The organism is Nocardia bovistercoris (genome assembly GCF_015674855.1).
Classification (GTDB): Bacteria; Actinomycetota; Actinomycetes; order Mycobacteriales; family Mycobacteriaceae; genus Nocardia; species Nocardia bovistercoris.
Genome location: NZ_JADMLG010000007.1, coordinates 244,481 through 256,873, shown reverse-complemented (window position 1 = coordinate 256,873; position 12,393 = coordinate 244,481). Strand labels below are relative to the sequence as shown.

The 12,393-nt window shown below is 69.3% G+C and carries 15 protein-coding genes; 3 read left to right on the top strand and 12 right to left on the bottom strand.

The genetic code is table 11. The features are described 5' to 3' along the window. Positions 1–83: 83 nt before the first annotated feature. Complete coding sequence (gene hemL / locus IT779_RS18840; RefSeq protein WP_196150652.1) at positions 84–1,421, bottom strand: glutamate-1-semialdehyde 2,1-aminomutase; 1,338 nt, start codon at positions 1,419–1,421, stop codon at positions 84–86. Between the two features lie 181 nt (positions 1,422–1,602). Between hemL and IT779_RS18835 the strand changes: the two genes are divergently transcribed. Beyond that, positions 1,603–1,995, top strand: coding sequence for a hypothetical protein (locus IT779_RS18835; RefSeq protein ID WP_198428662.1), 393 nt, complete (start codon positions 1,603–1,605; stop codon positions 1,993–1,995). 22 nt (positions 1,996–2,017) lie between these two features. Here IT779_RS18835 and IT779_RS18830 read toward each other — a convergent pair whose 3' ends face one another. From IT779_RS18830 to hemB, 6 genes are all read right to left on the bottom strand, one after another. Continuing rightward, on the bottom strand, positions 2,018–2,236 hold the full coding sequence (locus IT779_RS18830; protein WP_196150651.1) for a hypothetical protein: 219 nt from the start codon (positions 2,234–2,236) through the stop codon (positions 2,018–2,020). A 110-nt stretch (positions 2,237–2,346) separates the two neighbouring features. Further along, the gene (locus IT779_RS18825; protein WP_196150650.1) at positions 2,347–2,511 is read right to left on the bottom strand and encodes a hypothetical protein; all 165 of its coding nucleotides are present in this window, start codon (positions 2,509–2,511) and stop codon (positions 2,347–2,349) included. A 124-nt stretch (positions 2,512–2,635) separates the two neighbouring features. Beyond that, the gene (locus IT779_RS18820) at positions 2,636–2,899 is read right to left on the bottom strand and encodes a hypothetical protein (protein ID WP_196150649.1); all 264 of its coding nucleotides are present in this window, start codon (positions 2,897–2,899) and stop codon (positions 2,636–2,638) included. Continuing rightward, entirely contained in the window at positions 2,896–3,459 is a 564-nt protein-coding gene (locus IT779_RS18815; RefSeq protein ID WP_196150648.1) for a hypothetical protein, read from the bottom strand. Before IT779_RS18815 ends, IT779_RS18820 begins: the two co-directional genes overlap by 4 nt. A gap of 323 nt (positions 3,460–3,782) precedes the next feature. Next, positions 3,783–4,301 carry a hypothetical protein gene (locus IT779_RS18810; RefSeq protein ID WP_196150813.1) on the bottom strand — a complete coding sequence of 173 codons (519 nt, stop codon included), beginning with the start codon at positions 4,299–4,301 and terminating at the stop codon, positions 3,783–3,785. A 5-nt stretch (positions 4,302–4,306) separates the two neighbouring features. Then, on the bottom strand, positions 4,307–5,284 hold the full coding sequence (gene hemB, locus IT779_RS18805) for a porphobilinogen synthase (RefSeq protein WP_196150647.1): 978 nt from the start codon (positions 5,282–5,284) through the stop codon (positions 4,307–4,309). Between the two features lie 218 nt (positions 5,285–5,502). Between hemB and IT779_RS18800 the strand changes: the two genes are divergently transcribed. Next, positions 5,503–5,796, top strand: a complete 294-nt coding sequence (locus tag IT779_RS18800) for a hypothetical protein (RefSeq protein WP_196150646.1) — start codon at positions 5,503–5,505, stop codon at positions 5,794–5,796. 1 nt (position 5,797) lies between these two features. On the opposite strand, the gene IT779_RS18795 is transcribed toward IT779_RS18800, so the two are convergent. From IT779_RS18795 to IT779_RS18775, 5 genes are all read right to left on the bottom strand, one after another. Next, positions 5,798–7,363 carry a bifunctional uroporphyrinogen-III C-methyltransferase/uroporphyrinogen-III synthase gene (locus tag IT779_RS18795; protein ID WP_196150645.1) on the bottom strand — a complete coding sequence of 522 codons (1,566 nt, stop codon included), beginning with the start codon at positions 7,361–7,363 and terminating at the stop codon, positions 5,798–5,800. Further along, a complete protein-coding gene (hemC, locus tag IT779_RS18790) occupies positions 7,360–8,391 on the bottom strand; it encodes a hydroxymethylbilane synthase (protein ID WP_196150644.1) in 1,032 nt (343 codons plus the stop codon). The genes IT779_RS18795 and hemC overlap by 4 nt, the downstream gene beginning before the upstream one ends. Further along, a complete protein-coding gene (locus tag IT779_RS18785; protein WP_196150643.1) occupies positions 8,388–9,842 on the bottom strand; it encodes a glutamyl-tRNA reductase in 1,455 nt (484 codons plus the stop codon). The genes hemC and IT779_RS18785 overlap by 4 nt, the downstream gene beginning before the upstream one ends. Next, positions 9,839–10,699, bottom strand: a complete 861-nt coding sequence (locus IT779_RS18780; protein WP_196150642.1) for a redox-sensing transcriptional repressor Rex — start codon at positions 10,697–10,699, stop codon at positions 9,839–9,841. The genes IT779_RS18785 and IT779_RS18780 overlap by 4 nt, the downstream gene beginning before the upstream one ends. A 264-nt stretch (positions 10,700–10,963) precedes the next feature. After that, entirely contained in the window at positions 10,964–11,248 is a 285-nt protein-coding gene (locus IT779_RS18775; protein ID WP_196150641.1) for a glutaredoxin family protein, read from the bottom strand. A 205-nt stretch (positions 11,249–11,453) separates the two neighbouring features. Between IT779_RS18775 and IT779_RS18770 the strand changes: the two genes are divergently transcribed. Continuing rightward, positions 11,454–12,386 (top strand): HAD family hydrolase, encoded by a 933-nt coding sequence (locus IT779_RS18770; protein WP_232541901.1) that lies wholly within the window; start codon positions 11,454–11,456, stop codon positions 12,384–12,386. The last annotated feature ends 7 nt before the right edge of the window (positions 12,387–12,393 follow it).

Below are 12,393 nucleotides of genomic sequence, written 5' to 3'. Positions count from 1 at the left end.
GGTGGCGAGTGGATCAATGGTCGAGGGTGGTTCGGCGGGCGGGTCGGCAACCTCTCGCTGCCGGAAGTCGGGCTGATCGGAACTCACGCGCGGGATCCTTCGGGGGTTGCGGCCGCGGCCGCGGACGCGGCGGCGGGCAGAGCGGCGGCGATACGGTCGAACGCGTCCTCGTCGAGCGCCGCGGAGACGAACCATGCCTCGAACGCGCTCGGCGGCGCGTACACGCCCGCCTCGAGCAGCGCGTGGAAGAACGCGGGAAAACGCCAGGTCTGACTGGCCTTGGCGGCCGCGTAATCGGTCACCGGGCGATCGGCGAAGAACACGCTCACCATATTGCCCGCGAACTGGACCTGATGCTCGACCCCCGCCGCGGACAGCGCCTCGGTGAACAGTGACCCGAGTCGTTCGGCATTGCGATCCAGCGCCGCGTACACCGCGTCGTCGGCGGCGCGCAGGGTGGCGAGCCCGGCGGCCACCGCCACCGGATTGCCCGACAGCGTGCCCGCCTGATACACCGGCCCGAGCGGCGCCAACTGGTTCATGATCTCGGCGCGTCCGCCGAACGCCGCCGCGGGCAGGCCACCGCTCATGACCTTGCCGAAGGTGTAGAGGTCACCGGCGACGCCCTCGCGGCCGAACCAGCCCGAGCGCGAGACTCGGAACCCGGTCATGACCTCGTCCATGACGAGCAACGCGCCGTTCGCCTCGGTGAGCGCGCGCAGTCCGGCGTTGAAACCGGGCAGCGGCGCGACCGCGCCCATGTTCCCGGCGGCCGCCTCGGTGATCACGCACGCGATCTCGCCGGGGTGGGCGGCGAAGGCTGCGGCGACCGCGTCGAGGTCGTTGTAGGGCAGCACCAGCGTGTCGGCGGCCTGCGCGCCGGTGACGCCGGGCGAGGTCGGCAGGCCGAGGGTCGCGACGCCGGAGCCCGCGTCGGCGAGCAGCGCGTCGACGTGCCCGTGGTAGCAGCCTGCGAACTTCACGATCTTGGCGCGGCCGGTGTACCCGCGGGCCAACCGGACCGCGCTCATGGTGGCCTCGGTGCCCGAATTCACCAACCGGACCCGCTGCACCGGCTCGACCCGCTCGGCGATGGCTTCGGCGAGTTCGATCTCGGCCTCGGTGGGCGCGCCGAAGGACAAACCGCCGGTCGCGGCGGCGCGGACCGCGTCGACCACGGCCGGGTGCGCGTGGCCGAGGATCATCGGACCCCAGGAGCAGACGAGGTCGACGTACTCGTTGCCGTCGGCGTCGGTCAGCGTGCAACCACGCGCCGAGGCGATGAACCGGGGCGTCCCGCCGACCGACGCGAACGCCCGCACCGGCGAATTGACGCCGCCGGGAATCACCGCACTCGCCCGGTCGAAGAGCTGGGCGGAAACCGGTACGGCGGGCCTGGTCACGCGCGGAGAAGAACTCACGGCCTCCAGTCTGTCAGCACCGGGACAACGAGTCGACGACAGGGTGTAGTGGAGTGATGCACACCGCAGCGACCACCGTCGGCAACACGCGCCGCCAATCACCGCGATATCGGTGACCTGCGAGTTTCGCGTGCGTACTCTCTGTGAGTCATCGCATCCGCACGCACCGAGGAGCGCAGTCATGGGGATCGCCGTCAGAACCGTCACCCTCGCGATCGGCATCGCGACCGCCGCGATCTTCGCACTCGGCGCGAACGCCAACGCCGCCGAACCGGTCGCCGATCCGGCCCAGGGACGCGTAGGACTGCGACTCAGCCACGAGGAGACCGCCCGAATCGGGGGCGGCCCGATCCCCGCGCTGATCACGATGGTGGTGCCGCTGAGCCGGATCGGCGCGGGCCTGCACAGCGACACCCAGATCTACCGCGACGACGAAGGCGGCGTGCACGCCTCGTTGCGGCAGGTCATCTCCGAGGCCGCGACCCATCCCGACGGCTCGATCACCGTCTACCTCAACGCCCCTGGCACCCGCGACGGCCGCGTCCTCGACATCTACCAGAACTGGACGAACTGACCGGTTCGGATCGGAACGCTCGTCAGGTCCACATGCACGGCACGTCCGCCGAAATCGTGTGCAGCCAGCACATGAGGTTGTTGTAGACGCCCGCCGAACCGCTCTCGGGGAGCAGCACCTGTTCGGCGGACGCGCGTGTCGACAGGTCGTTCGGTTCGGCCGCGACCGGACCGGCGGAGAAGACGACAGCGGCCGCCGCCACCGTCAGACCGATACCGAACTTCGCGGTCATGAATCGCACGGATGCGCACCTTTCGATCGAAATATCTTGAGCCACAGTCGAACCCCAACGGCCCAACCGTCACCCCGATGTCGGCGCAATCCCCACCGCCGTTACGGTCCGACTCGCGATCAGGTGATTCCCACGCAGAACATGGCCGAACCGGTGGTGATCAGACACGGCACGATCCCGAGCAGCCCCGGAACCGGGTCGACGACCGGTGCGCGGGCCGAATCATCCGCTGCCGCAGCGGGTCCCGCGCCGATCAGCCCGCAGACGGCGACACCGAGAACCACTGCCTTCAGCGGACATTCCCGGGTCCGCCACACCGAAACCGAACACCACGCACCATGTGCCGATACCGTACGGCGAGCCGGCGGGGAAATGCCCGACCGAGTTGCGGCGCTGTCGGGTAGGCGCCTACCGACCACCGATTCGGTCACGCGATACGGCCCTGCCGACGCGCGCGGCCGCGTCCATGGCGCACAGCCCGGCCACGGTCACCAGGAATACCGACAAGACCAGCCACGGGGCGATATAGCGGGTCGCCTCGAATGCGGGCAGGTCGCCGTTCGGGGCGAACGAGGTGTGCACGGTCCCGTTGCCCCAACTCGCGACCGCGCCGATCAGGCACAGCACGACGATCACCGCTTCGCCGAGTGCCACCGCGATGCCTTGCCTCATCGGTCGCCTCCGTTCTCGTCGTGCCGGTCGGGGGATTCCGGTGCGCCACCGGGCGCGGTGTCCGCGGGCGCGGCATCGACAGCCGGTGGGTCTGCGAGTACGGATTCCAGGGCCGCGCGCAATCCGCGATGGTCGCGCGCCCACGCCTGTACATAGCCGCCGTCGCGCAACTTCAGCCCGATTCCGGTGCGACGGCGCGGTACGCCGGTCAGTTCGCCGAGCGCGCGCGCCGATTCCCAGTCCTCATCGTCCCAGGAGTTGTCGTCGCGTTCCGGCATGACCTGCGCGACGGTGCTCAGCGGGATCGTCTCGGTGCCTCCGCGCAGGTGCGTCTCGGTGAGTTCGACGCTGACGTGGCGTTGTCCGGCGAGCACCTGCAGCCAGACGAATCCGGCGACGAGCGTGCCGCAGAAGATGAGCGCGAACCAGTGCACCGGACTGCCGGAAACGATCTCGGCGACGAGCACCGCCGCGCACAACACCGGTCCGTAGGCCACCGAGCGCCAGCGTGCGCCCGGTTCGGCGAACAGGATCGTATCCTCGCGCACCGTTTCGGTCATCGCGCGCTCCCGGCAGCGGCGGGGCCGCGCGCGGTGTCGGCGCCGATCAGCCGACCACGCTGGGCAAGAGCAGTACCGCGACGGTGATCAAACCGAACAGAATGAGGAGGCTCAGAACGATCAAGTCCCGCCGAATGCTCTGCGGCTGTTGGATCACCACTCGCATCGCTGCCTCCGATCCCCCGGAGTTCCGCGGACGACGTCTTCGCGATACGCGAAACAACGTACGACCGACAACTACCGGTTCCCGTGTCCACTGTGACAACCCTCACCATACATGCCACCGCCCGTCCCACAAACTGGCCATCCGGTATGCCGGACATTCACCGGCGGTTCATCAGGAAGTAGGCATTCGAATCGGGTCGGTGACCGAGATAGAGCGCACCGCCCGCCAGCACCCCCTGCACGATCGCCGCACCACCCGCGACCAGCGCCGCTATGCCGTCCACCGACTCCAACGCGAACAACGTGGCCACCCCGATGATGACCAGCCATACCCCGACGAATGTCAGCAGGGTGCGCGCCCACAGTTTGCCGCGCCAGAAGAAATGGATGAACAGCAAAGCAAACGCGGTAATGATCACACCCGCGATGGCCGCGAGGCCGAAAACCCCGATCACCATCAGGTCGGCGGTGGCCTCGGTGGCCGTCGGATCGCTCGCACGCAACGTCTCGAACGCCTCGTCGGCGAGTTCGTCGCGCTGACCGCTCGCCACCACCAACGAGGCGGTCAACTGCACCACGCCGAACGCGGCGACCGCCCACCACAGCTGGCGCGCGGTGCGGACGTCCTCGGGCACGGGCGGACGCGGCGTCGGACCTGCGCCGACGGGGTACTGCATAGTTGTCACGATAACCAGTGTGCCGCTTCGACGGCCCAGTAGGTCAGCACGATATCGGCGCCCGCCCGGCGGATGCCGGTCAGCGATTCCAGGATCGCGGCCCTTCGATCGATCCAGCCGCGTTCGGCAGCGGCGGTGATCATCGCGTACTCGCCGGAGATCTGATAGGCGGCCACCGGCACATTCGACCGATCGGCCACATCGCGCAGGATGTCCAGGTACGACATGGCCGGTTTCACCATGACGATGTCGGCGCCCTCGGCCAGATCCAACTCCAATTCCCTGATGGCTTCCTTGCGGTTGGCCGGATCCTGTTGATAGGAGCGCCGGTCGCCCTCCAGCGTGGAGGCGACGGCCTCGCGGAACGGGCCGTAGAAGGCCGACGCGTACTTCGCGGCGTAGGCGAGGATGCCGGTGTCGGTGCGACCCACCGCGTCGAGCCCGCGCCGGATGGCCCCGACCTGGCCGTCCATCATGCCGCTGGTGCCGAGCAGGTCGGCGCCCGCCTCGGCCTGGGCGAGCGCCATATCGACGTAGCGGTGCAGGGTCGCGTCGTTGTCGACGGCGCCGTTGGCCGAGAGCACGCCGCAGTGCCCGTGATCGGTGAATTCGTCCAGGCAGGTGTCGGCCATCACCACCGTGGCGTCGCCGACCTCCTCCGACAGCGCGCGCAGGCCGCGATTGAGAATGCCTTCGGGATCACTGGCCCGACTGCCGACCGCGTCCTTGTCCTCGGGGCACGGCACGCCGAACAGCATGAGTCCGCCGACCCCCGCCGAGACCGCGTCGACCGCGGCCTTGCGCAGCGAATCCATCGAATGCTGGAACACACCGGGCATCGACCCGATCTCCCGCCCTTCGTCCAAACCGTCGGCGACGAACATCGGCAACACCAATTGCCGTGGCTCCAGGGTGGTTTCGGCCACCAGGCGGCGCAGGGCGGGAGTACGGCGCAACCGCCGCGGGCGGTCTGTTCCGGTCATGGCTCGCACGATACGCCTGCCGCCGGACACCCCGTCGCCCGCCCGCGCGGGCCGCCTATCGGTGCGAGAAAACCATGCGGGCCAGCGGTTTCTGTCGGTGGTACGCGGTATAATCGAAGATGTGTTCGAAGGGAGCTTGCCGGTGCGTCGTGCACCAGGGCGTCATGCACCAGAGCATCACGCACCGGCAAGCTCCCGACCGCGAGGGGAGGACGTTCGTGCCAACGACCACCATATCGAAATCCACCACATCGAAGTCCGATGTCATCGAGCCCTACGTACCGCTGCGGAAACGCCCGCTGCCCGCCGGACGTCCACGCAAGTGGTACGTCACCCACAACCGCAGGCTGAAGGCGATGCGGCTCACCATCGCGCTCCTGGATTCGGGCACCTACCTGCCGAGTCAGGCGAGCAACGAGAAGATCCGCCGCACAGCCGATCTCGTCGGCGTCCGCCCGCCGTCCGACGCCACCTGCCGACTGGTGCGCACCCTGCTGCGCTACAGCCGCTGAACTAGCGACTGCGGCGGCTCTTCTTGCGCGGCGGGGGCAGCAGCCCTTCGGCGCGCAGGCGGGCGGCGTGCTCGGCCAGCGCCTCAACCAGGGGACCGACCTGGGCCACCTCGGGCTGCACGTCGACGCGCAGGCCGAATTCGACGGCCGTCTCGGCGGTCTTCGGGCCGATGCAGGCGACGATGGTCCGCGCGTGCGGCTTACCCGCGATGCCGACGAGATTGCGGACCGTGGAGGACGAGGTGAACAGCACCGCGTCGAATCCGCCGGTCTTGATCATCTCGCGGGTCTCGGCGGGCGGCGGCGAGGCGCGGACCGTGCGGTAGGCGGTCACGTCGTCGATCTCCCAGCCGCGGTCGCGCAGACCCTCGGCGAGTGTTTCGGTGGCGATGTCGGCGCGCGGCAACAACACCCGGTTCACCGGGTCGAAAACGTCGTCGTAGGGCGGGAAGTCGGCGAGCAGGCCCTCCGAGGACTGTTCACCGCTCGGCACCAGTTCGGGATTGATGCCGAAGGAGCGCACCTTGTCGGCGGTGGCCTCGCCGACGCAGGCGATCTTCACGCCGGAGAAAGCCCTTGCGTCCAAACCGAATTCGGCGAACTTCTCCCACACCGCGCGCACCGCGTTGGTCGAGGTGAACACCACCCACTGGTAGCGCCCGTCCACCAGTCCCTTGACCGCGCGCTCCATCTGCGCTGGACTGCGCGGCGGCTCGACCGCGATGGTCGGCACCTCCATGGGGATGGCGCCGTGCGTGACGAGGCGTTCACTCATCTCGGCGGCCTGATCCTTGGTGCGCGGCACGAGCACGGTCCAGCCGTACAGCGCGCGCGACTCCCACCACGACATCTTCGACCGCGCCGCGACCACCTTGCCGACGGTTACCACCAGCGGGCCGACCAGCTCGGAGGCGGCGCTGTTGAGCGTGGCGAGGGTGGCCTCGATGGTGCGCTGCTGGCGGGTGGTGCCGCGCACCGTGACCGCGACCGGGGTCTGCGGCGCCATGCCGTGCTCGACCAGCGCGCTCGCCGTCTCGGCCAGATGTCCCGAAGTGGCGTGCAACACCAGCGGACCGGGCCCGGTGGCCAGGGCCGCCCAGTCGACCTCGCCGCGCACATCGGCCTCGGTGTGCCCGGAACCCAACGCGATGCCCGCGTAACTCGGGACCGCCGAACCCGAAGGCAGACCCGGCAACACCTCGAACACCATGTGCGAACGGGTGACGGTGTTGACCTCGTTGATGACCGCGTCGGTGGTCAGCGGATCACCGGCGACCACCCGCACCACGTCGTGTCCGGCGCGCGCCTCCGCGATCAGCGTCTTCGCCACCTCGGCCGGTTCACCGAGCGCGGGACGCACGTCGACCGGACGCGTGCCGTCCTCGTTCTCCTCGACCGCCGTGCCGATCAGAGCGAGCACGCCCCTGTCCACATCGGGATCGGTGAAGGCCAGCGTGGCGCGCCCGAGCACCTCGCGTGCGCGCACGGTGAGCAGCGCCGGGTCACCGGGACCCGACCCGACGAAAAGGATCCGACCGGGGTGCTTCTTCGTGGCTCGGCTGCTCATCGGCTGTTCTCCATTGGGCTGGGATGGGTGAAGTCGTCGGCGGAACTCGACTCCGGTTCCGCGGTGAGGAGCTCGCGAGCGCCGAGCTCCACCAGTTCGCGGGCCAACGCGCGGCCGAGTTCGGCCGCATCCCGCGGCGAACCGACCACGGAGGCCCGCAGTACCTCGGATCCGTCGACGGCGGCCGCGCAACCGCGCAGCGAGAGCTCGTCGAAGATCCTGCCGTCGTCGTCGAGCGATTCGACGACCTCGGCGAGCGCGCCGACCGGGGCGGAACATCCGGCCTCCAGTTCGGCGAGCAGAGCGCGTTCGGCCTCGACCGATACCCGGGTGGCGGGATCGTCGAGCGCGGCGAGCACCTCGATCAGCTCCGCGTCGCCCGCGCGGCATTCCACCGCGAGGGCGCCCTGCGCGGGGGCGGGCAACATCTGCACGGGTTCGAGCGCCTCGGTGACCGCGTCGAGTCTGCCGATCCTGGCCAGACCCGCCCGCGCGACCAGTACGGCGTCGAGTTCGCCGTCGCGCACCGCGGCGAGTCTGGTGTCGAGGTTGCCGCGCAGCGGCACGATGTCGAGTCCGAGGCCGAGCGCCGCCAACTGCGCGGACCGGCGCGGCGCCGACGTGCCGACCCGCGAGCCCGCAGGCAGTTCGCCGAGCACCATGCCCGCGCGCGCCACCAGCGCGTCACGCGGGTCCTCGCGCTGCGGCACGGCCGCGATGGTGAAACGAGCGTCGGGCGCGGTCGGCAGATCCTTGTACGAGTGGACCGCGATATCGATGGTCCCCGCGGCCAGTTCCTCGCGCAGCGCGGAGGTGAACACGCCAACGCCGATGTCCTTGACCGGCTCGGCGGACCGGTCACCCGGCGTCTGCACGATGACCAGTTCGGCCGTGTGCCCGGCCGCGATCAGCGCGTCGCGGATCGTGCCGGACTGGGTGCGCGCAAGCAGGCTGCCGCGCGTGCCGATCCGCCAGCGCCTGCCTTCCCGCTCGGTCGACCCGTTGGTCTCGTCCAGGGGCGCCGTCATCGTGGATTCCCCTGTTCGGCGCCGGGATGGCCGGTGGTGAAGTCGTCGGCGAGCGCGGCGGTGGGATCGCCCGAGATCGTACTGATCTCCATCGGCGCCGCAACCGCTTGCGCCGCACCGGGTTTCAGTTCGAACAACTCGCGCAACGCCTCGGCGTAGGTGTCGCCGCCCGGCGTCGAGGCCAACTGCTTGACCCGCACGGTCGGCGCGTGCAGCAGTTTGTCCACGACCCGGCGCACGGTGCGCGCGACCTCGTCGCGTTCGGGATCGGCCAAACCGGGCAGCCGCGAATCCAGCCGCAGCAGTTCCGCCTCGACCACCTCGGCCGCGCGCTGACGCAGCGCCGCCACCGTCGGCGTCACCTCGGCCATGCGCTGGCCCGCCAGATATCTGGCGAGTTCGTCGGCGACGATCGCGCGCGCGGCGGCGGTGTCGTCGGCGGCCGCGCCCGCGGCCGGATCGCGCTGCAAGGTCTCGATATCGATCACCGAGACGCCGGGCAGACCGGCGACCGCGTGTTCGACATCACGCGGCAGGCCCAGGTCACAGAACACCAGCGGACGTTCGGCGCCGTCGGCGCGCTCACGATCGGCCAGCGCGCGGTGCGTATCGGCCAGCGTCACCACCGCGCCGACCGCGCCGGTGCAGGTGATCACCACATCGGCGGCGGCCATGGCCTCGGTGAGCCCGGACAGTTCCAGCGCACTCGACTCGACGCCGTACCCGCTCGCGGTCTCGGCCAGCCGCCGGGCGCGCTCGATGGTCCGGTTGACCACGATGATCCGGCCGATGCCGCCGCGCCCGAGATGCGCCACCGCGAGCCCGCCCATCGCGCCCGCGCCGACCACGACGGCGGTGCGCCCGACCAGCGCCGAATCGACCGCGCCCCCGGCATGGCCCGCGAGCGCGGAATCGGCGGCGAGCACAGTGCGCGCCTTGTCCAGCGCGACCGAAACCACCGACGCGCCTGCGCGGTCGATGCCGGTCTCCGAATGCACCCGCTTGCCGACCCGCAACGCGTGCTGGGCCAACTCGTGCAGCGTCCGCCCGACCGCCTGCTGCGCGTCGGCCGACGCGTAGGCGCTGCGGATCTGGCTGAGCACCTGCTGCTCGCCGATCACCATCGAATCGAGTCCGGAAGCCACCGCGAACAGGTGTTCGGCGGCCGCCTCGCTGTAGCGGACGTAGGCGTGCTTGGTGAGATCGGGCAGCGGCAGACCGGAATGCCTGGTGAGCAGTTCACCGACCTCGGCGAGACCGCCGTGGAAGGCGTCGACCACCGCGTAGACCTCGACGCGGTTGCAGGTGGACACGATCATCGCCTCGGACACGTGGCTCGAGGCCAGCATCCGGTCGATCAGCTTCGGTCGGTCGGTGTCGGTGATCGCCACCTTCTCCAGAATCGACACGGGCGCGCTGCGATGCGAGATCCCGACGAGAAGAACGCTCATGGTGTTACCACCGAACCTTTGCTGCTTGGCTCCGTTGCCTGACGCGCTGTCGTCTGATGTGCGGCGGCCGCGTGGGTCGCCTGGTGTGGCCCGGAATGTCCGAGCGCGGCATGTGAATTCGGCCCCCGGCGCGCGATCCGGCCCGAGACCACCTCGGCCAGCGGCTCGGATTCCGCGTTGCGGGTGCGTTCGAAGGAGAGCATCTGCATCTCCACCGCGAGATCGACCCGGCGCACCTCGACGGCGGGCGGCGCCATGAGCACACTCGGCGCGAAACTCAGGATGGATTGCACGCCCGCGGCGACCAGCCGGTCGCAGACCGCCTGGGCGGCGTCGTCGGGCACGGTGATGACCGCGATGGTTGGATCGAGAGCGACGACCGCCTCGTCCAGCGCTTTCACATCGCGGACGGTGAGACCCGCCACGGTGCGCCCGATCACCGAGGCGTCGCTGTCGAAGATGCCGACCACGGTGAAGCCGCGGCGCGCGAATCCGCCGTAACCCACCAGCGCCCGGCCCAGATTGCCCGCGCCGACCAGTACCACGCGGTGCCCGCCGGACAGTCCGAGCACGTCCTCGATCCTGGTCCGCAACTTCGCGACGTCGTAGCCGACGCCGCGAACGCCGTTGGGGCCGAGGAAGGACAGATCCTTGCGCAACTTCGCCGAATTGACACCCGCCGCGACAGCCAGTTCCTCACTCGATACGATGAGCACACCTTCGTCGGCCAGCATCGCCAGGACCCGGAGATAGGTGGCCAATCTCGCGACGGTGGCCTGCGGGATGTCCCTACCGGACGCCGTCCGCTGCAGAGCCCTGCCGGAGACGCCGCCCGGCGCCTCATGCTGCTCTGTCACGTCGTCGGCTCCTCGTCCCGGATCGCTCGCATCCGGTTCGTCGCTCGACCTCTGACCCGGTGCGATGCTCAAGTCCCGCGCGGTCCGGTGCCATGGTCGAAGGTTCGGATTACTCGGATTTTCAGGGGTGTGCCCGCAGCCTCGGTATGCGGGTCGCGTGCCACCACCGTAACTGCTTGTGCAGCCCTTCACAAAGTCGGTGAATTCGGCCTCATTTTCCGCCGCGACCAGCGACGCGACGAATCGGCCGTGAGCAGCTTTTGTTCAGCGACGCAAATCGGCACGCAAACGGGGTTCGTCCACGTCGAAATAGCTGTGCTCACGCCCGTCGAGCAACACCACCGGCAGCCGGTCCCCGAACTCCGCGCGCAGGCCAGGGTCGGTTCCGGCGACCTCGTCGACATCGATCGAGTCCGGTTCGATGCCGAAATCACCGCAGATCACACGCAGCTGTTCCAGCGCGGTCACGCACAGTCCGCAGCCCGATCTCGTCAACAGTGTCACCGAATGTGTGGGATTGGTCTCCGTGCGCGAGCGCTCACTAGTCATGGCCGTTATTAAATCCCTCGCCACCGCCGCTCCCGACCCCACGTCCTAGGCGAAACTGTCGGCCGAGCCAGCTAGTGTGGACTAGTTCGCGCGACGGGCGGAGGTACTGGTGCCGGAACGATCGAAGGTCGAGAGGGCGGGATTCATCGCGGGACGCTTCGGCGAGTTTCCGGTCCGCTGGAATCAAGGCAGACTCGGTCAGAGCCTGCAAGACCAGCTCGCCCGGATCTCGCGCAGCCCCTTCGGCCCAAGCGAAGAGGAAGTGCGCGCCAACCTCGCGGGCGAGGCGAGCGCCGACGCCGCGTTGTCGCTGCACGACGCCGAACTCGCCGCGGGCGAACCGGAACTGCTCGGCCCGGAAGCCCCACGCGACCTGACGGCGGCCGCCTTCTTCGACGTGGACAACACGATGGTCCAAGGCGCGTCCATCATCCATTTCGCCCGCGGCCTTGCCGCCCGCAAATACTTCAAGACCTCCGACCTGGTCGACGTCGCCTGGAAACAGGTCAAGTTCCGCGTCACCGGCAAGGAAAGCAGCACCGACATGCAAGCGGGCCGCGAAAAAGCGCTGGCCTTCATCGCGGGCCGCTCCACCGCCGAACTGGCCGCCCTCGGCGAGGAGATCTACGACGAGATCATCGCCGACAAGATCTGGCCGGGCACCCGTGCACTGGCGCAGATGCATTTGGACGCGGGCCAACAGGTCTGGCTGGTAACCGCGACCCCGGTGGAACTGGCCCAGGTGATAGCCAAACGCCTAGGCCTCACCGGCGCCCTCGGCACGGTCGCCGAAAGCGTCGACGGCAACTTCACCGGCCGCCTGGTAGGTGACATCCTGCACGGCCTCGGCAAAGCTCACGCCGTCCGCACCCTGGCAATCCGCGAAGGCTTGAACCTGAAGCGCTGCACCGCCTACTCCGACAGCCACAACGACGTCCCCATGCTCTCCCTGGTAGGCACCGCCGTGGCCATCAACCCCGACTCCGACCTCCGCGAAGTAGCCAAGAACCGAGGCTGGGAAATCCGAGACTTCCGCACCGGCCGCAAAGCCGCCAAAATAGGCGTCCCCACCGCACTGGCCCTCGGCGCCGCGGGCGGCGCGGTGGCCGCCGCCGTCACCCGACGCAAAGAAAAATAACCCCCCG